The organism is Alicyclobacillus hesperidum subsp. aegles, assembly GCF_027923525.1.
Lineage (GTDB): Bacteria > Bacillota > Bacilli > Alicyclobacillales > Alicyclobacillaceae > Alicyclobacillus > Alicyclobacillus aegles.
On sequence record NZ_BSBJ01000004.1, the window covers coordinates 21,292 to 43,347 of the forward strand.

Genomic DNA, 22,056 nt, shown 5'->3' on the forward strand with positions numbered 1-22,056 from the left:
AGCATCACCAAAATGAATTCAACTCTTATAGTATAACTCGGAAAAAGTGAAATTTCAGTTGTGGCCTCAGCCGAACCCGTTTCCTTTAGCCCACATCCAATACATCGTTCAGCAAATCGATGGCGCTTTGCTCGTCCTGACACACGAGCAACATCGTGTCATCTCCACAAATCGTCCCTAAAAGACCAGGGGGATTCAGCGCATCCATCAACGCCCCAATTGCGTGTGCGTTGCCTGGCGCCACCTTGATGATAATGAGGTTACTGGCACGCGCCTGAGAGATAAACACGTCAGCCAGGCGCCTGCGCAAAGCGTCTAGCGATACCGTATTGGTCGCCGTCGGAATTGCGTATTTGTATTTTCCATTGGACCCGACGATTTTAATCAGCTGCAGTTCCTTAATATCGCGTGAGATGGTCGCCTGCGTCACCTGAAAACCGGCTTCCTCAAGTGCACGAACCAGCTCTTCCTGTGTTTCGATTTCCTGTTGGCTCACCAGTTCCCGTATCCGCAACAACCGTTGCTCTTTCACATGCGTTGCCTCCTGCCATTTGATACATCCGTCCACCGTTGACCTTGCTGCGTTCCCTTTTTGGACGCCGTCCGTTACACTAGTTACGAGAGGTGGGTCAACGATGGACCGGGAGCGACAAATTCTCCACATCGACATGAACGCGTTTTACGCGTCGTGCCACGTTGCCCAGTCACCTGATCGTTATCGCGGCAAACCCATCGCCGTCGCCGGCAATCCAGAAACCCGCCACGGCATCGTCGTTACAGCGAGCTATGAGGCGCGGGCGCGCGGCGTGCGCACGACGATGACCGTTGCCGAGGCCATGCGCGCGTGCCCCGAATTGCTTGTCATTCGCCCTGACTTCCCACTGTACCGAACATTCGCACGCCAAGTATTCGACATTGTGCGTAGATTTACGCCTGCTGTCGAAATTGTCAGCATCGACGAATGCTACGCGGACGTGACCGGCAGTGGGCAATTCGGTGACGCCATGGAGATCGCCCGTAGGATTCAATCTATCCTTCGCGCTGAATTGCAGCTTCCCTGCTCCATCGGCGTTGCCACGAACAAGTTTTTTGCGAAGATGGGGAGCGATCTGCGCAAACCGATGGCCATCACGCGCATTGACGAGGCGAATTATCAAAGTCTACTTTGGCCGTTACCCGTCTCCGCAATGTATGGTGTGGGACGCCGCACCGCGCTCGCCTTATACAAGACTGGCATTCGCACGATTGGCGATCTCGCCGTTGCCCCTTTGGAGGTTCTCGAGCGCACCTGTGGCAGTCGCGGAGCCGTGCTTCAGCAACATGCAAACGGACTGGATGAACGTCCCGTCGTCAGTGAACGTCCCTCGCCAAAAAGTGTGGGCCATTCTGTCACACTGGCCGTCGACGCCACAGACCAGGAAATCATCCGAAGGACACTTCTGCAACTCGCGGACCAAGTGGGCCGACGCCTGCGCAAGTACGGAAAAGCTGGGCGCGTCGTCACACTGACCATCCGCGACAAGTTTATGCATACCATTTCACGCCAAAGCAAACGCGCACTGGCCTCCAGTTTGACGGAGGACATCTATGGCGATGCGATGGCCTTGCTCAATGCGAATTGGCCTGAACAAAAACCAATCCGTCTGCTTGGCATCAGTGTCAGCGAGCTAGTGGATGTCAATGAGGTGGACATCACGTGGCAGCTTGGGTTGTTCGACAGCCCACGCGATCGCGCTGCCTTTGATAAACGGCTGCGCCTGCAAAAGTTGACGGAGGTCACCGATTCGTTGCGCAATCGATTTGGTGAGCATGTCGTCGTCCGCGGCCGAATGCTTGACCACGACGGCCGGGCCGCTGAAGATCAGCGCGCTCGCGGCACGTCGTTGCAGACAGACAACCTACATGAAGAGGAGTCTAACAGATGGAAGTCATGAATGGGAATCTAGATCCAATCGTTGCGATTTTAACCTGCTTTGTTTTGGCCATTGGGCTTGTGGCTTGGACGAGCAAACGCGAATAGGCGAGCTTCGTGGACAGCGGAGGTGCTCACCCACGCGCACGTGCGCGGACATGTGAGAACGGCGCCTCCGCTTCCGCTCGATACTGCTGCTCTTCGAGGAGCCGCTTGCGCTCCTTGTCTGCCCCCAAAACAAAATACAGATTGGCGCAGATCGACAAGGCTAAGACCAGCATCCACGCTGCAGTAAATGTACCTGCTATGCCGTGCGACATTCGCGGCAGCCGCGGAATGCCGTAAGCGCCAAGTGCTATTGCGGCGCACGTGTAGATTATGGACTGGCGCCGAATTTGGCGTGGAACCCCGACTTTCCTTCGCACCACAACCAACTCCTTTTTTCCACCTTGTCCACGTATATGTATGTGCCCGATGAAGTATGACCATCTGCCGCATGGGGAACATTGAGTCCGAAATCACTTATGTGGAGGAGGAGAACGCATGAGCGTACTCGACAGCTTCGACAAGTGGCGGGAGTTTCTGGGGGAACACGTCGACAAGGCACAAGCGATGGGATTTAGCGACGAGCAGATCTCGAACGTAGCGAAAAAGATGGGTGAATTCTTGGCGGATAAAGTTGATCCGAAAAATGACGAACAGCGCTTGCTTAAAGAGATGTGGGACAGCGCAAACGAGCAGGAGCGCAACGCGATTGCCAGTGTGATGGTCAAAATGGCCGACAAGGCGCACTAAAAGGCGCGGGCGGGCCGCAAGTGCGGCTCGCCCGTTTCTATGCTACCCTTGGTTACAGCTCGTACGTTTCGCCAATTTTCAATTCGACACCTTGAATTCCGCGCATCTTGAGATCCTGCACGAATTGTGCACCATCCTGAGCGATGAGCGGGAACGTATTGTAGTGCATGGGAATGACCGTTTTTGCCCGCAACCACTCGCTTGCAATCAAAGCATCCTCGGGCCCCATCGTAAAATTGTCGCCAATCGGAAGCAGAGCGAGATCGATCTGGTTCAGTTCACCAAGAATTTTCATATCACCGAACAAACCCGTATCGCCAGCATGATAAATCGTCTTTCCTTCAATGGTCAGCAAATAACCGACCGGCGGGCCCACATAGACCAGACCTTGCTCCGTCTCGACCCCAGATCCGTGGAATGCCAATGTAACCTTGACACGCCCAAACGGGAAATCAGCCTTGCCGCCGATGCCCAGTGGATGTATCTTCAGCCCTTTGCGTGCATAGTACACCGCCAACTCATTTGCCGCGATGATCGTCGCATCGTTGTTGCGAGCGATGGCTTCCGCGTCAAGGACGTGATCGGCATGGCCATGCGTCAAGACAACGTGTGAAACCTTAACGTCCTCAGGCTTGATGACAGCCTTCTCGTTACCGCTGAGAAACGGGTCAATAATCAGCCGATGCTCTCCGCTCTCGATAACAAAGCACGATTGCCCATGATATGTAATCTTCATTTGTCACGCCCCATTTCTTCAAATATCTCGGCTGCCGATACGACGTGCACGTCGGCCAATGTCGTTGACAAAATGGTGTGTACGTCCATCATCAATGTCTGCAATTCTCGATCCGCCTGCAAATACTTTTGAACACTGGGGTTCAATTGCACGACTTCCGTAAGCTTTTGCATCGTCGATCTTTCTTCGTCCGTCAGTGCTTCCCCGCGGAGCTGTTTAGCTTCCATTCTCCATTGCCGGCGAAGATAATCGACCAACATGTCTTTTGCCGCTGGCTCCTGGTCCAAGGCGCGTATTGCGTCGAGTGCTCGCTGAAAAGGTTCCCATTCACGAATCGCCCTGGCTAAGGCATGCGCATGGTCATACGGATTCACCGAACTCCCTCCCCCCAAGCATTATAATTCTTGCGAATCCATCGGCCAAATCCCATTCTCACCGTTTGGTCTTCATCAAGGTCATACAAGACTTGCTATGTCCGTTTGGTTATACTGTCATCGTGGAAAGGACGTGAACAAATGAGTGCCTTGACCGTGTATGAAGCCATCGGTGGGGAGACGACGATGCGCAGACTGGTAGAGTCGTTCTACGACAAAGTAGCTGCTGACACCCTGCTGCGCCCGCTGTTTCCGCCGACCTTTGATGAAGTGAAAGAGCGGCAATTTTGGTTTTTGACACAGTTATTTGGTGGCCCCAGGCTCTACACAGAGCGCCGCGGCCAGCCGATGCTTCGCGCCCGCCACCTGCCATTTCCGATCACGACGCGCCATGCACAGGCATGGTTGCGCTGTATGGCAAGCGCAATGGCGGATGCAGACATTCCTACACCGGCGCGCGAGGCCATGTTACAACGGTTGACAGCAACAGCCTATCACATGGTCAATACGGAACTGGAGGAGGAACAAAGGGGCATATGAAAGATGAAACACCTGTTGGCACATTAGGTGAACGGCTTGCCCAATTGCGCAAACAGCGTGGATTGACTCAAGCCAAGCTCGCGGAACGGGCCAACATTTCGACGAGCGCTATCGCGATGTACGAAACGAATCGGCGACAACCGGACGATGCTACATTAGCCGAGTTGGCAGCGGCGTTGGAAGCCCCAATTGCGATGCTCAGGCCTGACGCCCCCATCGACCAACCGACCGTTGCTCCCTTGGGCCAAGCCGTGCCGAATGGACCTGTCACGAATACAAGTCCGTTGAAAGTTCACAGCCAGTCAAGCCAAAAGGACGCCGCTGCTGACGGGCTGGGTGTCACACAGCTCGCCCTAACCCGTGAAGAGGCTAGACTTATCCTCTTTGTGCGCATGCACCCCGACGCCATGCCTTTTTTGCAGACACTTGTAACGGCCGATGCCGAGAAGCGCAAGCAATTAGAAAAAACCTGGCGGCTGATTCAAGCATTTCAAGCTTGAACCAGCCGCCACAAGTTCACGAGTTCTGCCTTATGGACGGCAACGTCAGCCCACAGACACGCGGTATGGGATTGGATCGCGTGCACCAGCCTCGGCGAAACCTTTTAAGCGCAGCCGACAGCTGTCACACTCACCGCAGGCCTCCTCGCCGCCTTGATAACACGATGTGGTAAGCTCATACGGAACGCGCAGGGCTAAGCCATTGCGAATAATTTCGGCTTTCGACCAATGTAAGAGTGGCGTTTCGATTTGCATGGACCGACCCTCCACGCCTGCCTTTGTGCCAATGCGCAGGACGTGCTGTACGCCTTCGATGAACTCCGGCCGACAATCCGGATATCCACTATAGTCTAACGCGTTGACGCCAATGTAAATCGCCGTCGCCTCAATGACTTCCGCATAGGAAGCCGCAATGGACAAAAACAAAAGATTGCGTCCAGGTACATACGTCACAGGAATATCGCGCGAAACGCCAGACGTCGGCACCTCGATAGCATCATCGGTCAATGCACTGCCGCCGATTTGCCGCAAAAAGTCGAGCGACACGATGCGATGATCGCGAACTCCATAATGGGCCGCGACCTTTTTCGCACACTCAAGTTCTATCCGATGGCGCTGCCCGTAGTCAAACGTGATGGGAAACAATTCATACCCAGCGTGCTGGGCAATCCCCATGCAGGTGGTGCTGTCAAGCCCGCCACTCAAAATGACAACTGCCTTCGCCACTCCTATACGCCCCATTTCTAGTTCATTCTCTAGGCTCGATTCTATAGCTTGTCCGACTGTCCGTTCTTATGTAAGGCGGTCGACCGTCAACAGACCGCCGAAGGCGCATCGGCAAACGTGAAGCCCGTCTCCAGAAAATCGACTGTGACGCCCTCAAGCAAATGCAAACACACCTCATCGATCACGACGGTGATGCTCTCGTCGGACTCTGCCAACGACGGCCCGGCAGCCGCTTGTGAGATTGGCACGATGCGATCCAGGCCGGTCATCACGTCGTCGACCGTCAATTGAAACCTTGGCCCCCCGCACTGATAGGCACGGGCGATGCGAATGAATTCACCCGAATATAATTCCTCGCGCTGAAACCGTGCAATTTCCTGGCACGCTCTACTGGTGAAGATCGGCATGAGGTGTCTCCCCTCTCCCCATCCATTGTAGCGCCTCGGCGAAGACGCGTCACGATGCATATCCAACCATCGAGATGCCGACACTGGACATTTGAGCAAACAAATTTACAATAAGCGATGTCAGTCAGTATACTATACGTCAATACAGAAAACTGCTACCGCCCATGATGAGGCCGAGTAGCGGCGACACGAGCGTGCTCAAGCGAATCGGGAGATGGTGTGAGCCCGTGCACGACTGCGCCGCGAAGATCCCCTCTAAGGCATCTGCTGAACCCGCCAAGGCGCCAAGCCAGCCTAGTAGGCAGCATCGGCTCCCTCCCGTTATCGAGGGCCGAATGGTGATCCTCGTCGGGCGCATATGCGCCGCGATTGCGGACACATTCGACGGATGGAGCGGTCGGCTCGAATCATAAGGCCGAATCGCTAAGTTGGGTGGTACAGCGAGCAAACACTCGTCCCTTCGCGGACGAGTGTTTTTTGATGGACAACGAAGGAGTGGAAATGAACATGTCGATCCGCAAAGTCGATGCCAAAGAGCCCGCAAAGGCGCGCGAGGAACGCGTTCTGTCGTTTTGGCGCGATCGCGACGTTTTTCACGCAAGCGAGCAGAATCGCGAAGGGTGCCCGGAATGGGTGTTCTACGAAGGTCCGCCGACGGCAAACGGCCTGCCCCACCCTGGCCATGTGTTGACGCGCGTATTCAAGGATTTATATCCCCGTTATCGGACGATGAAGGGCTTCCACGTGATGCGCAAAGCGGGCTGGGACACGCACGGGCTGCCAGTGGAAATCGAGATCGAAAAGAAGTTCCACATTAGCGGCAAAAAGCAGATCCAGGAATTCGGAGTCGAGAAGTTTGTACAGGCATGCCGTGACAGTGTCTTTAAGTACGAGATGACCTGGCGCCAATTAACGGAACGCTTAGGCTATTGGACGGATCTCGATCACCCGTATATGACACTCACCGACGATTACATCGAATCCGTATGGCACTTGCTCAGGACGATCTTCGACAAAGGTCTGTTGGTGCAAGGTCACCGCGTGAGCCCGTACTGCCCGCACTGTGAAACGACGCTGTCGAGTCACGAGGTGGCACAAGGCTATGCGGATGTCAAAGACTTGTCCGTCACTGCCAAGTTCCGCGTCAAGGACGGCGATGTGGAAGGACGTCCGACATACCTGCTCGCGTGGACGACGACGCCGTGGACCTTGCCGAGTAACGTCGCGCTCGCTGTTCACGACGACTTGACGTACGTATTAATTCATAAGGCAGAACTCGGCGAAAACGTCTGGGTTGCAGAAGGCTTAGAGGAAAACTTCCTCGCCGAAGGCGACAATGTGATCGACAAAAAGGCAGGTCGCGACCTAGTTGGCACGGCCTATGAGCCGGTTTTCCCATACGTCGTTCAGGACGGCAAAAAGCACATCGTCATCGCCTCCGATCACGTCACGGACGACAGCGGCACGGGCATTGTCCACATGGCCCCGGCCCACGGTGAAGACGACTACAAAGCGTGTCAGCGCGCTGGGCTCATTTTTATCAACTTTGTCGACGAGACCGGTTGCTACACGTCTGACGTCGCGGATTACGTGGGCCGTTTCGTCAAAGACGAAGAACTGAACGTCGATCTCGTCAAGTCGCTGGCGCACCGCGGCCTACTCTATGAGAAACACAAACATGAGCACGCCTATCCGCACTGCTGGCGGTGTGACACGCCGCTTATCTACTACGCCATCGACTCCTGGTTCATTCGTACGACAGAGTTTAAGGACGACTTGATCCGCAACTCGCAATCGGTCAATTGGATTCCGCCGCACGTTCGCGACGGGCGCATGGGCAACTTCTTGGAAAACGTGATCGACTGGAACTTGTCGCGCAGCCGCTACTGGGGAACCCCCTTGCCGATTTGGCGCTGTGAGGCGTGCGCACGGCTCGAATGCATTGGCTCAAAGGCGGAACTCGCAGCAAAAGCGGGGCGTCTGCCACAGGAACTGCATAAGCCGTATATCGACGAGTTGACATGGCCTTGTTCGTGCGGAAACGGGACGATGATTCGCGTACCTGAGGTGATCGACGTCTGGTTTGACTCAGGCTCCATGCCGTTTGCTCAGTTGCACTACCCGTTCGAGAATCAGGCGCTGTTTCAAAAACTGTATCCCGCCGACTTTGTCTGCGAGGCCATCGACCAGACGCGCGGTTGGTTTTACAGCTTGCTCGCCATCTCGACGGCCGTCACGGGCAAGGCACCTTATAAGAATGTATTGGTGCTTGGCCATGTGCTCGACGAACACGGCAAAAAGATGTCGAAGTCGAAAGGCAACGTGATCGACCCGTTCGAGGCGTTCGACATGCATGGTGCGGACGCGCTGCGCTTCTATTTTGTCGCCAACACACAACCGTGGAATTCGCAGCTGTTTTACCACCGCGCAGTCGCGGAGAGCAAGGCGAAGTTTATCGATCTGCTGCAGAACATCCACCAATTCTACGCGCTGTATGCGGGTATCGACGAGTTTGATCCGCGTACGGCTAAGGAGATCCCTGTGGCAAAGCGGCCGCTTATGGATCGTTGGCTGCTGGCGCGTTTGCACCAGACCATTGCAACTGCCGATGCTGCATATGAGCGCTATGATGCGACAACGGCTGCTCGCGCCTTGCAAGCGTTCGTCGATGAGCTTTCAACCTGGTACGTGCGACGCAACCGGGATCGTTTTTGGGCGCCAGGCATGGATGACGACAAGGTATCGGCCTATCTGACGCTGTACGAGGCACTGGCGACAACGGCGATGCTGGCGGCACCTGTGACGCCGTTCTTGGCAGAGGACATCTACCAAAATATCGTTCGGTTGAACGGCGTGCGCACGGACGTTCCCGAGAGCGTGCACCTTTGCGACTTCCCGATCCCCGACCTCACGCTTGTTGACGAAGCGCTGATTCGCGAAATGGCAACGGTTTTGCGTGTCGTCGAAACCGGGCGTCATCTGCGCAATGAAAGCAAGTTGAAGACGCGCCAACCGCTGTCTGCGATATATGTGCCGAATGCCGAACGAGCGGTGCTCGGCAAGTTCACGGAGATTCTCAAGGACGAGCTGAACGTCAAAGAGATACGATTTGTGGATCTGGATGAAATCGCGAAGCCTGAATTGTATCTGCACCTAGCCGCGGTCGGCAAAAGTTTTGGCAAGAAGACGCAACAACTAAATCAGGCTGCGAAGACGGCGACGGCGGAACAAATCGAGGCGTTCCGCAAACACGGTGCCGTCGAGCTCGAGGGCGAGACATTGACGACAGAACACGGAGAAATTCGCTATCAGGCGAATTTTGAGGGGCTGGTCAGCGTCGACAACCGCGGTTTTGTGGGTCTTGTCACGGAACTGACGCCAGAACTTATAGAAGAAGGATTTGTCCGCGAGATCATCTCGAAAATGCAGATGATGCGCAAAGAGGTGGACTATGGCGTGACGCACAAAGTGCGCTTTTTCGCCGACGGGGATGCGGATTTACTCGGCGTGATCGATCGCAACCGCACGCGCATCGAGTCGACGGTACTCATCCGCGAATGGGCAAAGACTCCGCTTGCAGATGCCGATCTCGAGAAGGAATGGGATGTCAACGGCAAGAAGCTGACGCTTGCCGTGGGGCGCTGACGGGGCACTAGGCCGTGCCCCGGGGGTCCTGATAGGTGGCCACTAACCGGAGTTTTTGGGCGTGTGTCAACCGCTTGATGGCCCTTTCGCGCCGCAAAGCCGCACCTTGGTCGGCATAGGATTCCACGTATAGCAAACGAACTGGGCCGCGCCCGCGCGTGTACTTCGCGCCGCGGCCCTCGTTGTGCATCGCAATCCGCCGCAAAACGTCCCTTGCGTAACCGGTATAAAGCGTTCCATCGCTGCATTCGACAATATAGACGAAGTGTCCTGGTACACGACCGTGCTCCCCTGTAGGGAGACGTACATCTTGGCTCATGCGTCGAGAAACGATTCGACGTCGCGGAGGACATCGCCTGCGGCTTGCAGCGTAAAGCCATGTCCGGCGCCGGAATATTCGCGCAGGGTCGAGTTCGGGAGCCTACGATGAAGCGTACGTCCGTTCTCAACCGGGATTAGGATATCATCCGTGCCGTGCAGGACGAGCGTTTCGTGCGTGATCGATGGCAGCCTGTCGTAGGTCCCAGGCCACGTCTCGATGGCATGCAGTTGCCGGAGGTAGTTGTCCCGCGGCATCGGGTGGCGCATCAGCGCGCGAAAGCTGTTTTCGAGCAACGGCAGATTGGCGGCGATAAACGCATCAGGAAAGAGGAGTCGAAGGTGGCTTTGCATCTGCCCTTCCGCAGCGCCGGCCTGTCCAACCAGCATGCTGGCGGCCTCCGCTGTCGGCGGCGTCTGCTCCTTTCCCCCACATGTCGTGCACCCAAGAATCAGCTTGCGCACGTGACCGGGGTAATTAAGAGCAACCTCCTGTGCAATCATGCCGCCCATCGAGACGCCAAACACGTCGGCAACCGCGATATCCAAGTGTCGCATAAGGCCGACCACGTCCCCCGCCATCTCGGCCAACGTAAAGTGCTCGTCCCCACGCAATACTGTCCTCGCCGCACCGCGATTGTCGAAGGCGATGACTTGATGCTTGGCAGCAAGGCGACGGACAAATCCATCGCCCCACCAGTCGGCGTTTCCACCCAGACCCATGATTAAAATAAGGGGTTGCCCTTCTCCATGCACTTCGTAGTACAGCTCAACAGCACCCAAGTCAGCTCGTGGCACCCTCGATTCCTCCCATCGAACCATCCAAATATAAAAAAAGAGGCACACCTACAAGCAGGTGGCCCAAATCAGGGGTAAAGGGTTGATACAAATGTAACACAACGCCGGAGATTTTTCCATGGCGTGAGGGACGTTTTAAGCCCGTATCACGACTTCACACCGCGCGGTCGGACGACGCTTTCTGTCTCATACACAACCTTGCTATACGGCATCACCGATTGTGTGACCCACGCGTTGCTACCGATCACGCTATGGTGACCAATGACCGTATCACCGCCGAGCACGGTCGAGTTCGCATACAACACCACATAATCCTCCACGGTCGGATGGCGCTTGATATGGCGAACCAATTCACCGCCCTCGTCTTTCGGAAAGTACAGTGCGCCAAGCGTGACGCCTTGATAAATTTTAACATGGTTCCCAACGACCGCCGTCTCCCCAACGACGATGCCTGTCGCGTGATCGATCATAATCCCGCGGCCGATGGTCGCGCCTGGGTGCAAGTCGACACCGGTCATGCGATGCCCGTATTCGGTCATCATACGCGGGAGCAATGGCACGCCAAAGCGATGCAGAAGATTGGCGGCACGGTAGATGAGCAGGGCAAGAATGCCCGGATATGTCAAAATGACCTCGTCGTGCCCAGACGCAGCCGGGTCACCATGAAGCGTTTCGACGACATCTTCGTAGACGAAATCCTGTAGAGTTGGAAGATGTTCGATAAATGCGTCCGCCTTGGCCCAAGCAGACTTGCGCGTTTCCTCGGTGCCGCCGCTGCCCAGGCAAGATTGATACGATGCACGGTGAATCTGCTCCGCAAGCACCGAGCGCAACCGTTCAATTTTATCGGCAAGGCGACGATCCGCCTCGACTTCGAAGTAATTTGGCAACAAGGATGACCTGGTTAAGAGGACGATTTCCCGGATGGCCTCCGGCTCTGGATGACAGGTACGCCCTTTAAACATACGGCAACTGTTTTGCAGCAAATGGCTAGCAATTTCCTGGGTGTTCATCCCGTTTCTCTTCTCCTCTCGCTCCCTTTGCCGATCCATCTATTACGAGTATACATCGCCGAGAGTTTGCAAAAAACTCTGTAATCCCGTGTGCAAAGTGGGTTTTACCCATCCTCGAGCATCCCAGAATGGACACCATTTTCCGTACGACCTTTTTACGATATGCTCCTATATGAAACACCTGTCAGCGATGAAGTGACAGGCCAGAGAGGAGTATAGACCGAATGGACGCTATCGAATCATACTTGTCCGCCAACCGATCGCGCCACTTGGACGAACTTGTCGAGTTGTTGTCGATTCCAAGTGTGAGCGCGCTAAGCGAACATAAGGAGGACGTGCGCCGCGCAGCCACCTGGATTTTGCAAAAACTGACGGATGCCGGCTTCGAGCACGCTACCCTCATGGAAACTGGGGGACATCCGGTCGTCTACGCCGACTGGTTGCACGCCGAAGATGCGCCAACCGTATTGGTGTATGGCCACTACGACGTTCAACCTGTCGATCCCGTTTCCCTGTGGAAGACGCCTCCGTTTACGCCAACCGTCCAAGGCAACCAAATCTACGCGCGCGGCGCAAGCGATGACAAGGGTCCTACGCTGATGCATATCCATGCTTTAGGTGCCTTGCTCGCCGTCTTGGGCAAGCTCCCCGTCAATATCAAGTTCTGCATCGAAGGCGAAGAGGAGATTGGCTCTGCTCATCTACACGCCTTTATGGAAAAAGAACGCGAGCACTTTGCTGCAGATCTCATACTCATTTCTGACACGACGATGATTTCGCCGACTCAACCAGCCGTCGTCTATGGTCTGCGAGGTCTAACCGCGTGTCAAATCGACGTCAGGACGGCGGCGAGCGACTTGCACTCCGGTCTCTATGGCGGCGCCGTCCCCAATGCAATTCACGCCTTGGTGGAGGTGCTCAATAGCCTTCACAACGCCGACGGATCCGTGGCAGTCGCAGGCTTTTACGACAATGTCGCCCCCCTTGCCCAGGAGGAGAAAGAACAGTATGCAAAGTTGGGCCATGACGACGAAGCGTATCGAGCATCGCTTGGTCTTACGCAATTGCATGGCGAACCTGGGTACACGACCCTGGAGCGGCTTTGGGCGCGCCCAACCCTCGAAGTGAATGGCATATACGGCGGGTTCCAAGGGGAAGGCACGAAAACGGTGATTCCTTGCGAAGCGCACGCGAAGATCACATGCAGATTGGTACCCAACCAAGATCCGCAGGAAATTCTCGACCTGATTGAGAACCACCTGGCGACGCATACACCACCAGGGGCAAAAATCACATTGGTTCGTCAAGATGGCGGCAAGCCGTATCTCGCGCCTTATGACCACCCAGCCATCCAACTGGCTTCTGAGGCATATGCCCACGCCTACGGTACACCAGCCGTGTTCACGCGCATGGGCGGCTCCATCCCGGTGGTCGAGACGTTCTCGAACGTGCTCCACATCCCGGTCGTGATGATGGGCTTCAGCCTTGGCGACGAAAACTTCCACGCGCCCAACGAGCATTTCTCCCTCGACAACTTTGACAAGGGATTGCGCACTTTGTGCTATTACTACACACATTTGTCCCAAGCGATGGGCCAAGCGTAATCCACCGCAGGATGGACAAAAGCCACCCGCACTCGGGTGGCTTTTGTCATACACGGATACATAGACAGCCATCAACGCTCAAACTGGCGATTGATTTCGTCTTCGACAAACTGGTTCAAAATGCGCAAGTGCGTGCCCTTCATACCAAGCGAGCGGCTTTCAATCGTTCCCGCGCTTTCCAGCTTGCGAATGCTATTCACAATGACAGATCTGGTCACGCCATGCTCATCGGCAATCTGACTGCTGACGACAATACCGTCTGGCGAGTTGCGAACAGCGTCAAGCAGATACTTGGCAGCCTGCAATTCGGAAAAGCTGAGCGATTCTACAGCCAAGTGCGCCAACGCCCGTTGCCGACCCTCTTCTTCCTTCTGTTGCTGGCGCGAGTGGACAATCTCGAGTGCGACGATGGTGGCACTATACTCAGCCAAGATGACGTCGTTCTCGTCAAATGGCTGTTCCGATCTCGCAAAGACAAGCGTACCTTGGCGCTCACGGGCGCCGATCACCGGCGTGATGGCGATATATTTACTGCGGAATGACTCGTTCTCTTCTGGTGAAAACACGTAAAAGGGTTGCTTCTGCGCATCAGATAAGTTGGCAACAGACTGTTCGATGCGCAACAAATGTTTGTTAAAATCGCCGGGGAAGCGCTGATCTTTGGTCATAATATTCAGCCATTCCTCGGTCAATGCGTGTTCCGCGACACCGTACCCGAGGATTTTCCCTTTGCGCCCGACAATATACACGTTGCTGTGCATGACTTTACTCAAAAATTCTGCAACTTCATGAAATTCTACCTGTTCGTGCGAGCGATGGAGCAGTTGCCCCAATTCCTGAACCTGTTCTAACAGCTTCACAGCTATCGTCACCTTTTTCCTTCGTAAAAAATCGATGCGTCTTTGTGCAATCATCGAATGCCTTTACAATCGATGAATTGTTTCTGTTGTTTAAATTATCGGCATAACACAGACAATTCATCCGCACCATATGAGATTACAAAGAACGTGTGAGAATGTCAAATGAACAAACTGCGACATTGGACATTCCGCAATGGAACGCTCTGCCGCAGTCCTATGTCAACTGGATGCAAAACATTTTTGCCAGGTCGTTCTATCCTTCAGTCCTCTGTCTGATTTTCCGCGAGTCGCTCAAGGATCAACCGATAACCATCGGCCCCGTAATGCAGGCAACGCTTAACACGACTGATGGTCGCCGTACTCGCCCCGGTCTGCTCTTCGATGGCGTGATACGTTGCACCATTGCGCAACATACGCGCGACAGCCAGGCGCTGGGCCAACGACTGTATTTCTCCGACCGTACACAGATCCTCAAAAAATTGAAAACACTCCTGTTCGTTTTGCAAGGCCAGAATGGCCTGAAACAATTGGCGAACGTCGTGCGTATCCAGCCTCTCGAGCGCCATTGCCATTCATCCTTTACCACTTTGACGTACGAAAGTAGTGTACCAGACAACCGCTCAAGATGCCATGCAACCTCTAGCGATGTAACGAGCGAATGACCTGCTTGATGTGCGCGATTTCATCGAGGCGCGCCTGTCGTTCTTCCTCACCGCCGGGAAGCGACTCTGGGGACTGCTCCTGCAGATGATGCTTGCGGTGCTCCAGTGCACGTTCGACGTGCCGTATGGCATCCAGATACCCGCGCTGTTCTTCCGTCTCCACGTCATCGCCTCCCACAGAATAGGAGCTTGTTCTCACCGCACTACCTTACACCCAGTACCTAGGCACCTGCAACCGAAGTTCTTGAGCGCGATCGCGCCAATATGTGGCGGCTGTGTGCCGCCCGCGCGTCGTAGCCAAGTCTGCCTCGATGACGGCAAGCACCACAAGCAAACGAATATCACCGCGCCCCAACATACTCTTTGGCAGATAACTCCGCGCCGTGACGACAAGGCTGTGCAATTCTGCCAGGCTGGCTACGGCAGGTGGTTGCGTAAACGTACAAGCAACGTCTGGTGCGACTGTGAAAAGCCACGTCTGATAACAAAGTGCATCCACAAGAAGCGCCTCGTCGGTCAGGTTTGCCAGTAAACGACCTACACCATGCGTATCCTGATGCACAAAGGCTCGCCAAAGAGCGACTTTTTGCGAAAGCCGCTCTCTATGAAGTGAACACAGTTGCGTAAGCCCTTCTACATCTTGCACACCTACGCGTAAACAAATTTGTTCGATCTCGCTATCGCTGGGCATGAGCACCCCCTGCTCGAACAACGAATACACGGTTTGTGAACAGATGCCTGAACAAGCCTGCAGCTGTGTCAGCCCATGACTGCGCCTCGCCCCGGCAATGATCTCCCAAGGCTGATTTACCATGGGCGTTCCGGCGCGTCGCCCCATAGTTCGCTCAACTGAACTCCGAGCGCCTCGGCAATCTGCCCCAGTTTCACAACATTGCTTCCCCGAACTCCCGATTCAATGGCATAAATGTAACTGACACTGACGCCAGCCTTCTCAGCCAACTCGCGGACTGACATGCCGCGCAATTTGCGATAGTATCTTAACCGCTGAGCAAGTTCACCCAACCGAACCACTCCATGACAGTTCTACGATTGAGAAAATGATATCAAACCAACCCTCATTTCGGTAGGTTGATTTTTCAATCGTAGAACGTCATTACATGGCTATAAGGCCAACCGGAAGGGATCACGATGGCGAATCAACCAGATAGCCCCGAAACGTTATTTCGTTTAGACGACTGGGAATCGCTCTGGCACCTCTATAACACGTACTCGACAGAGCCAAACTGGCCGCTCGATCTGCGAAGTCAAAAGGCGTTTGCGCAAATGATGGAGGCTTGGTCGCTGTCTGCATGGCTGAGGGATGGCCAAGTCGAAATCGCCATCGCACAGCCAAGCGCACGCCCTATCGGCTTTGCATCGCTCACGACGGCATTTGGAGAACATCCGGATCTTGGACGCGCGATGGAAATTGGCACGTATTTGGCGCCAGCCGCCCGTGGCTCCGGTCTCAATCAGAAGCTGAAACTGCGCGCCCTCCATGCAGCCAAAGAAATCTATGACGCGGACTGGCTCGTCGCATCCATCCCGCTCGCCAACGAACGCGCTAGGCGTGCATACGCAAAGCTCCCAATCGCGTTCGTTGTGTATCAAGGAGAACGTCCAAGTCCTTGGTACTCTTACTGGCGCCGCCGCCAATTTGCCGCAGGCACTCCCATCATGCTGTATATCACACCATTGCACGATTGATTATACATTTGTGGATTGATTCTGCGTCTCATTCATTCTACATTTGTAGACAGATCACCAGGAAGGGAGCTGCGCCATGCAAATAGGACGGCGTTTGCGCCAACTGCGGGAAGAGCGCGGACTCACGTTGGCCGAGGTAGCCGACGCGGCCGGGATTTCCATCAGTCACCTGAGCGCCATCGAAAACGGAACCCGTCCCAATCCGTCGTTTCTGGTCGTGGCGAAACTCGCTCGGACGTACGGCGTGCCTATCGACTCGTTTCTCGATCCGGATCTCTTCCCCAGTCACCACGATGTTGAAGATGCGGACGCGAGCCTCGACGTTTCCTATGCGGAAATGGCCAAGCGTCTCGCCGAAGCGGACGCCTTGGCCAATCCTGCAGCACTTCTCGAAGTCCTGGCGGCCTATCTGCGCGAGCGGGAACAACAATATCACTCGCATGCAAGCGAAGATGGCGGCAAATCCGCATCCGAAGAGGACGGTCAACGACCAGACCGATAGCCCTTCGGGCTGGCTATCGTCAAGCGCATGCGTCGGCCCAGGCGCTGCCAGCCATCGCTGAACGAACGACGAATGTGCATGCTCTGCGCCCGCAACCCTTCATGGACGAGCGCATACGAACCATCATGCGTGGTCGCCAGATCAATGGCCGCACTAAAGAGCAGCGTGTCAAAATAGCGAACGCCCGCGTCGGCTAAGCGAATAATTGTCAATTGTCCTTCTTGCTCCTGTTTTGCGACGAGCATCGGTGTAAACCACGCCATCGCTCGCCCGACTCGGCTGTTCTGCAAGGCGAAGGAGACGGCCGGTGTCGCGTCGCTGATGACCTCGGCCTCTGGCACGGGTCGCCCGCTCGCAGTGAACGATCCGAACCAGTATCGCTGATCGTTCACAATCACGTACTTGTGTGCCTGCGGGATGGGCAATAACATCGGCGTCACGCGGACCCTGCATGTTTCTGCTGTCGCCGCGCCGACGAGATTGGGTAACGCCAACCGCAGCCGGCGCAGGAGAAATTGGTGCAGCAGAACGCGCCAGCACGTGTATACGAGCGCGATCGCGTCAAGAGCGAAGACGAAGCTCTGCAAAGGCACTCCCTGTCGATACAGCACGATACCGATGAGCGCGAGCACGACAAAGATAGGTTCGCCGACAAAGAGGCTATCGCCGCGGAAGCGCTGGCTAGTCAATGGCCATAGAGCTTTGGTGCCGTACGTTGTCAACATATCTGAGCCGATGTGCGTGAGCACCCCAAGAAACGCAAGGCTAACCAAGAGGAGCGCGTGTCCCCCTGCCCAGAAACTTAAGGCACCACCGATAATCAGGCTGTAGGCAAACCAAAACGGCACACTATGTGACACTTGTCGGTGTTGATACAGATAAGTAACTGGATCGCCAAATATGCGCGCGACGATATCGACATCTGGGGCTTCCGCACCAATCACCGCAGCGGCGCATGCTGCCCAACCGACGGCACCGCCAATTGGGTGACCTGTCGCGGCGACGTAGGTGCCATACACGCCAAGCCCGAGACAAGCGTGTGTCAAGTTGTCCACAAGCGCTACCCCCGATCCGTTCTGATTCAAAGTATGCTGTAATTGACGACGATTGTTGCATTCCGTAAGATGGCAAGCAGGAACCTGCGTAGGAGGGCCGTCATGGCAAAGGAAAACAAATCATTCGTGAAGGAAATCACCCCTCAATCCGAGGACTTTTCTCGTTGGTATTTAGACGTCATTCAAAAGGCCGACTGGATGGACTATGCGCCAGTGCGTGGATGCATCGTCTTTAAACCGGACGCCTACGAAATATGGGAGCGATGCCAACAGGAGTTGGATCGCGAATTCAAACGCACAGGCCACCGCAATGCCTACTTTCCGCTCTTTATTCCGGAAAGCTTTTTCGAAAAGGAAAAAGAGCACGTGGAAGGCTTTAACCCAGAGTTGCCTTGGGTGACAGAGGCAGGCGGCGATATCTTGGAAGAACGCCTTGCGGTGCGCCCGACGTCCGAGACGATGTTTGGCCATATGTATGCTCAGTGGATTCAATCGTATCGCGATTTGCCTGTACTCTTAAACCAATGGGCCAATGTGGTGCGCTGGGAAAAGCGTACACTGCCATTTTTACGGACAAGCGAGTTTCTCTGGCAAGAAGGTCATACAGCCCACGCCACCGAGGACGAGGCGCGTGCGGAAACCATGCAGATGCTCGAAATCTACGCCAACTTCGTCGAGTCGTTTCTCGCGATTCCCGTCATTCGCGGACAAAAGACGCCAAGTGAAAAGTTTGCCGGAGCGGTCGACACTTACTCGCTCGAATCCTTGATGAAGGACGGCAAAGCCCTACAGACGGCAACGTCACATTATCTTGGGCAAAATTTCGCCAAGGGGTTTGACATTCAGTACCTGGATAAAGACAACCAACGCAAGTACGTGTACACCACTTCATGGGGTATCACAACACGACTACTCGGCGCCATCGTCATGGTACACGGCGACGACAGAGGCTTGGTCATCCCGCCGAAGGTCGCGCCGACTCAAGTCGTCGTAATTCCCATTGGCCCAGCCAAGACGCGTGAAACCGTCGTTCCTGCCGCCGAACAAATCGTCGCATCGCTACAAAGTTCCGGCGTCCGTGTAAACATTGACGCTCGCGACGACGTCAGTCCAGGCTGGAAGTTTAATGAATATGAAATGCGCGGTATTCCCATCCGCATCGAGATCGGCCCGCGCGATTTGGAAAGCGGCCAAGCCATTCTCGTTCGCCGTGATACGGGAGAGAAGTTGCCTGTGCCATTGACGCAAGTCGGCGAAACGGTGAATAAGCTATTGGCGACGATTCAGGCCGATATGTTCCAAGCTGCAAAAAATCGATTGCACGAGCATTCATACGTCGCCGACGATCTCGCGGCGTTGGTCAGCTACATCCAAAACGAACGCGGCCTGGTGCTTGCCGGTTGGTGTGGCGACGACGCCTGTGAGCGCGCCGTCAAAGACGCTTGCTCGGCCACCAGCCGAAACATCCCGTTCGATCCGCCGGCGCAACCAAAGCACTGTGTCACCTGTGGCAAGCCGGCGCAATACGCAGTTTGGTTCGCCAAGGCGTACTGATCTGGCCGAAAGGCCGCGTATGCAAAACAGGCCATCTCGCATCATGCGAAATGGCCTGTTTTCTGTGTAGTATTGCAGCTTAATGATGTTTGCGCTGGTGTGCCGCTTCGTCCTTGATTTCCTCGCGAAACCCTGCAATAGCCTCGCGACGCCGTTCATTCTTACGTTCGAGCGCCGACACATCCTTCGGATTCATGTCGTCCCCATGAGCAGCCAAAAATGTCTCCGCCTCACGAATGTTTTCCATAGTGTGGTTGAGAGCTTGCTGCAAATGTTCGACGTTGTCCGCGCGATTATCCGGTTTCGCCATCGCGTTCATCCCTCCATCCAGGTGATGTTCACCGCTAGGATGTTACGCGTTCGTCCATTCTATGATTTCGATTTATTGGCGATACATCCGCTCATCGCCGCCGTTTCTCCGAATGGCTGGGGCGCTCAGGCTTTGCGTCTTGTTTCGAAAACGCCGCCATGGCGGCCAACAACAGGCAGACGAAGCCCACGACATAGCCCACGATGGAAATACCCGAATCAATATGGTTGACCGCAACGCTAAAAATGACAATGACGGCACCTAAGCCGCCTAAGGCATAAAGCCAACGCCTTGCCTTTTGGATATTCGGCTCGCGTTCCACGCTGCCGCCTCCTCATATACCGATGCTTCCTTAGTGACTTTCCGCCAGCCAACGATACGCGATGTACTCGCCGTTGTCAAAGCGCACTGCCAGCCGTTCAGCGTGCATCCACTCGACGTCGTAGCCACTCCCGACCTGCCGCATCTCGGCAAGCACCTCAGCGCGCGGACGCATTTCCCACGTAACCGCCGCATCATTCACGCCGACATCGCGAACGCGAAACTGCCACCAGGCGTTCTCATGCCAAAACCACGAGATCCGCCAGCGATCCGCACGCCAATAATAGGAACTGGCCAACATGGCGTCAGGATAGGTAAGCAGCAAAAGGTGCATGCGCGATCGGGCCTTAGCTGGATCGCGCAGAATCAGCTCCAGCCAGTCGTGCCTTTGCGCGGCAGAGAGATGGGACTTAAACGCGTCAAAAGCGTGAAACAACGCATTTCTCACCCCTGCGAGCACGATGGGTTCCACCACCTCGACCCGCAACAACTCGACGAGCCATTTTCGTAAAGCAATCTCCCGATCCGCTGCTTGTTCCAGCCCCTGTGCAAAGTGTTCGGGCCACACATGCGAACGCTCATACAGCGGCAGGCGCACGTCGTGGTACAGCATCTCACACGCCTTGCGAAGCATCGCATTGCGTTCCTCGTCGCGCATGCCATCGCCTCCGTCCCGGCTCGTCCTGTACCGATTCAACGCTGCGGCAAGATAACGTCGCGGCCACCGCTTTGCGTCGCCAACGCCAAGGGCCCGTCCGCGAGGGCGAGTCTGCGTCCGAGTAGGGCCGCCGGGTCGATCCGCCCGTCTGCCGCCAACTTGACGACCTCCACGACGTCGTTTCGTTGCGAACCGTAACTGCCGATACAGCGCACGCCGCGCCGCACCAGTCGCGCCATGGGTACCGCCACATCGCCTGCCGGCATTCCCACGATCACGACGGTACCACCAGGGCGCAACGCATCTAGGGCAAAGCCAAGCGATTGTCCATCGCCAACCGTATCGAGCACGAGATCGGCCCCACCGGTGCCGGCGAAGCGGCGGATCGCCCGCGCAGCACCTCGAGCATCGGTCAACGCGACGGCGACCTCAGCTCCTGCAGACTGCGCCACATCGAGTCCAGCCTCGCGGCGGCTTGCACTCGCCACGCGTGCGACCGCGCCCGCCTTAAGCAGCTGAATGGCCGCCAGGCCCAATCCCCCAGTGCCGATGACCAAGGCCGTCGCCGCCTTGTCCGCGTGCGCGGCAACGAGCGCTCGCTGCGGCGTCGCATAAGCGTCGACCAGAATCGCTGCTGCCGCCGGATCGAGATGGGCGGGACGGCGAACGAGTTGGTCGGCGGGTACAGCGACATATTCGGCAAATCCACCCTGTCGCGTGAAGCCTATACAGCCCTGTTGTGTGCAGAGATGCGATTCACCCCGACGGCAAACCGCACAATTCCCACACGGACAAAACGGGTGCACGAGTACCGCATCACCAACGTTCCACCCGTCCACGGCATCGCCCACTGCCACGATGGTACCTGCAACTTCATGCCCTAACACAAGGGGAAACTGCGTGCCAAAGGGCGGCGTCTCACCGCGGACAATCTGCCGGTCGCTCCCACACACGCCACAGGCGTCTACCTGCAACAACACTTCGTTTGCGGCCGCCTCCGGCACAGGCAAATCCACGAGATCCGTGCCGCGATCCGGCGCGTATTGCAACGCCCGCATC

At 55.6% G+C, this 22,056-nt stretch carries 28 protein-coding genes; 9 read left to right on the forward strand and 19 right to left on the reverse strand.

The genetic code is table 11. The features are described 5' to 3' along the window. Window positions 1–85: 85 nt before the first annotated feature. Window positions 86–532, reverse strand: coding sequence for an arginine repressor (gene argR / locus QMF38_RS02105; protein ID WP_058093840.1), 447 nt, complete (start codon window positions 530–532; stop codon window positions 86–88). Between the two features lie 103 nt (window positions 533–635). Here argR and dinB point away from each other — a divergent pair, with 103 nt between their 5' ends. After that, window positions 636–1,934, forward strand: a complete 1,299-nt coding sequence (gene dinB / locus QMF38_RS02110) for a DNA polymerase IV (RefSeq protein ID WP_083495963.1) — start codon at window positions 636–638, stop codon at window positions 1,932–1,934. Window positions 1,935–2,046: 112 nt separating this feature from the next. Here dinB and QMF38_RS02115 read toward each other — a convergent pair whose 3' ends face one another. Then, window positions 2,047–2,337, reverse strand: coding sequence for a hypothetical protein (locus tag QMF38_RS02115; RefSeq protein WP_058093841.1), 291 nt, complete (start codon window positions 2,335–2,337; stop codon window positions 2,047–2,049). A gap of 118 nt (window positions 2,338–2,455) precedes the next feature. On the opposite strand from QMF38_RS02115, the gene QMF38_RS02120 reads away from it, so the two are divergent. Continuing rightward, window positions 2,456–2,707 carry a DUF3243 domain-containing protein gene (locus tag QMF38_RS02120; protein ID WP_006447229.1) on the forward strand — a complete coding sequence of 84 codons (252 nt, stop codon included), beginning with the start codon at window positions 2,456–2,458 and terminating at the stop codon, window positions 2,705–2,707. Window positions 2,708–2,759: 52 nt separating this feature from the next. On the opposite strand, the gene QMF38_RS02125 is transcribed toward QMF38_RS02120, so the two are convergent. Both QMF38_RS02125 and QMF38_RS02130 read right to left on the reverse strand, forming a co-directional pair. Beyond that, window positions 2,760–3,443, reverse strand: coding sequence for a metal-dependent hydrolase (locus tag QMF38_RS02125; protein WP_058093842.1), 684 nt, complete (start codon window positions 3,441–3,443; stop codon window positions 2,760–2,762). Further along, window positions 3,440–3,817: a YlbF family regulator gene (locus tag QMF38_RS02130; protein WP_058093843.1), complete on the reverse strand. Its 378-nt coding sequence runs from the start codon at window positions 3,815–3,817 to the stop codon at window positions 3,440–3,442. The genes QMF38_RS02125 and QMF38_RS02130 overlap by 4 nt, the downstream gene beginning before the upstream one ends. A gap of 141 nt (window positions 3,818–3,958) precedes the next feature. Between QMF38_RS02130 and QMF38_RS02135 the strand changes: the two genes are divergently transcribed. After that, window positions 3,959–4,357, forward strand: a complete 399-nt coding sequence (locus tag QMF38_RS02135) for a globin domain-containing protein (protein WP_058093844.1) — start codon at window positions 3,959–3,961, stop codon at window positions 4,355–4,357. Then, window positions 4,354–4,857 (forward strand): helix-turn-helix domain-containing protein, encoded by a 504-nt coding sequence (locus QMF38_RS02140; protein WP_058093845.1) that lies wholly within the window; start codon window positions 4,354–4,356, stop codon window positions 4,855–4,857. Before QMF38_RS02135 ends, QMF38_RS02140 begins: the two co-directional genes overlap by 4 nt. 45 nt (window positions 4,858–4,902) lie before the next feature. Here QMF38_RS02140 and queC read toward each other — a convergent pair whose 3' ends face one another. Further along, entirely contained in the window at window positions 4,903–5,583 is a 681-nt protein-coding gene (gene queC / locus QMF38_RS02145; RefSeq protein ID WP_083495964.1) for a 7-cyano-7-deazaguanine synthase QueC, read from the reverse strand. Between the two features lie 86 nt (window positions 5,584–5,669). Then, the gene (locus QMF38_RS02150; protein WP_058093847.1) at window positions 5,670–5,990 is read right to left on the reverse strand and encodes an iron-sulfur cluster assembly accessory protein; all 321 of its coding nucleotides are present in this window, start codon (window positions 5,988–5,990) and stop codon (window positions 5,670–5,672) included. Between the two features lie 501 nt (window positions 5,991–6,491). Between QMF38_RS02150 and ileS the strand changes: the two genes are divergently transcribed. Next, window positions 6,492–9,635: an isoleucine--tRNA ligase gene (gene ileS / locus QMF38_RS02155; protein ID WP_390853872.1), complete on the forward strand. Its 3,144-nt coding sequence runs from the start codon at window positions 6,492–6,494 to the stop codon at window positions 9,633–9,635. 7 nt (window positions 9,636–9,642) lie between these two features. On the opposite strand, the gene QMF38_RS02160 is transcribed toward ileS, so the two are convergent. From QMF38_RS02160 to QMF38_RS02170, 3 genes are all read right to left on the reverse strand, one after another. Then, the gene (locus QMF38_RS02160; protein ID WP_074691395.1) at window positions 9,643–9,954 is read right to left on the reverse strand and encodes a GIY-YIG nuclease family protein; all 312 of its coding nucleotides are present in this window, start codon (window positions 9,952–9,954) and stop codon (window positions 9,643–9,645) included. Beyond that, window positions 9,951–10,751, reverse strand: coding sequence for an alpha/beta fold hydrolase (locus tag QMF38_RS02165; RefSeq protein ID WP_058093849.1), 801 nt, complete (start codon window positions 10,749–10,751; stop codon window positions 9,951–9,953). The genes QMF38_RS02160 and QMF38_RS02165 overlap by 4 nt, the downstream gene beginning before the upstream one ends. 146 nt (window positions 10,752–10,897) lie before the next feature. Continuing rightward, window positions 10,898–11,764 (reverse strand): serine O-acetyltransferase, encoded by an 867-nt coding sequence (locus QMF38_RS02170; protein ID WP_058093850.1) that lies wholly within the window; start codon window positions 11,762–11,764, stop codon window positions 10,898–10,900. A 224-nt stretch (window positions 11,765–11,988) separates the two neighbouring features. Here QMF38_RS02170 and QMF38_RS02175 point away from each other — a divergent pair, with 224 nt between their 5' ends. After that, entirely contained in the window at window positions 11,989–13,368 is a 1,380-nt protein-coding gene (locus QMF38_RS02175; RefSeq protein ID WP_058093851.1) for a dipeptidase, read from the forward strand. Between the two features lie 71 nt (window positions 13,369–13,439). Here the strand turns inward: QMF38_RS02175 and codY are convergent, their stop codons facing one another. The 5 genes from codY to QMF38_RS02200 form a co-directional block, all read right to left on the reverse strand. Beyond that, complete coding sequence (gene codY / locus QMF38_RS02180) at window positions 13,440–14,228, reverse strand: GTP-sensing pleiotropic transcriptional regulator CodY (RefSeq protein WP_040289638.1); 789 nt, start codon at window positions 14,226–14,228, stop codon at window positions 13,440–13,442. Between the two features lie 260 nt (window positions 14,229–14,488). After that, entirely contained in the window at window positions 14,489–14,794 is a 306-nt protein-coding gene (locus QMF38_RS02185) for a YerC/YecD family TrpR-related protein (protein ID WP_006447214.1), read from the reverse strand. A 73-nt stretch (window positions 14,795–14,867) separates the two neighbouring features. Further along, window positions 14,868–15,053: a hypothetical protein gene (locus QMF38_RS02190; protein ID WP_040289636.1), complete on the reverse strand. Its 186-nt coding sequence runs from the start codon at window positions 15,051–15,053 to the stop codon at window positions 14,868–14,870. Between the two features lie 45 nt (window positions 15,054–15,098). Further along, the gene (locus QMF38_RS02195) at window positions 15,099–15,581 is read right to left on the reverse strand and encodes a hypothetical protein (protein ID WP_157057164.1); all 483 of its coding nucleotides are present in this window, start codon (window positions 15,579–15,581) and stop codon (window positions 15,099–15,101) included. Between the two features lie 116 nt (window positions 15,582–15,697). Further along, the gene (locus QMF38_RS02200; RefSeq protein ID WP_006447211.1) at window positions 15,698–15,922 is read right to left on the reverse strand and encodes a helix-turn-helix domain-containing protein; all 225 of its coding nucleotides are present in this window, start codon (window positions 15,920–15,922) and stop codon (window positions 15,698–15,700) included. A 117-nt stretch (window positions 15,923–16,039) separates the two neighbouring features. Between QMF38_RS02200 and QMF38_RS02205 the strand changes: the two genes are divergently transcribed. Further along, the gene (locus tag QMF38_RS02205) at window positions 16,040–16,597 is read left to right on the forward strand and encodes a GNAT family N-acetyltransferase (protein WP_058093853.1); all 558 of its coding nucleotides are present in this window, start codon (window positions 16,040–16,042) and stop codon (window positions 16,595–16,597) included. Between the two features lie 76 nt (window positions 16,598–16,673). Then, a complete protein-coding gene (locus QMF38_RS02210) occupies window positions 16,674–17,099 on the forward strand; it encodes a helix-turn-helix domain-containing protein (RefSeq protein ID WP_058093854.1) in 426 nt (141 codons plus the stop codon). On the opposite strand, the gene QMF38_RS02215 is transcribed toward QMF38_RS02210, so the two are convergent. Then, on the reverse strand, window positions 17,081–18,154 hold the full coding sequence (locus tag QMF38_RS02215) for a metal-dependent hydrolase (protein ID WP_058093855.1): 1,074 nt from the start codon (window positions 18,152–18,154) through the stop codon (window positions 17,081–17,083). The two genes, QMF38_RS02210 and QMF38_RS02215, sit on opposite strands and share 19 nt — an antisense overlap. 102 nt (window positions 18,155–18,256) lie before the next feature. On the opposite strand from QMF38_RS02215, the gene proS reads away from it, so the two are divergent. Beyond that, the gene (proS, locus tag QMF38_RS02220; protein ID WP_058093856.1) at window positions 18,257–19,708 is read left to right on the forward strand and encodes a proline--tRNA ligase; all 1,452 of its coding nucleotides are present in this window, start codon (window positions 18,257–18,259) and stop codon (window positions 19,706–19,708) included. A gap of 79 nt (window positions 19,709–19,787) precedes the next feature. On the opposite strand, the gene tlp is transcribed toward proS, so the two are convergent. The 4 genes from tlp to QMF38_RS02240 form a co-directional block, all read right to left on the reverse strand. After that, window positions 19,788–20,018, reverse strand: coding sequence for a small acid-soluble spore protein Tlp (gene tlp / locus QMF38_RS02225; protein ID WP_058093857.1), 231 nt, complete (start codon window positions 20,016–20,018; stop codon window positions 19,788–19,790). A gap of 91 nt (window positions 20,019–20,109) precedes the next feature. After that, window positions 20,110–20,340: a hypothetical protein gene (locus QMF38_RS02230; protein WP_058093858.1), complete on the reverse strand. Its 231-nt coding sequence runs from the start codon at window positions 20,338–20,340 to the stop codon at window positions 20,110–20,112. A gap of 30 nt (window positions 20,341–20,370) precedes the next feature. Beyond that, window positions 20,371–20,997 (reverse strand): YbgA family protein, encoded by a 627-nt coding sequence (locus QMF38_RS02235; protein WP_058093859.1) that lies wholly within the window; start codon window positions 20,995–20,997, stop codon window positions 20,371–20,373. 35 nt (window positions 20,998–21,032) lie between these two features. Next, window positions 21,033–22,055, reverse strand: coding sequence for an alcohol dehydrogenase catalytic domain-containing protein (locus QMF38_RS02240; protein ID WP_058093860.1), 1,023 nt, complete (start codon window positions 22,053–22,055; stop codon window positions 21,033–21,035). Window position 22,056: the final 1 nt, after the last annotated feature.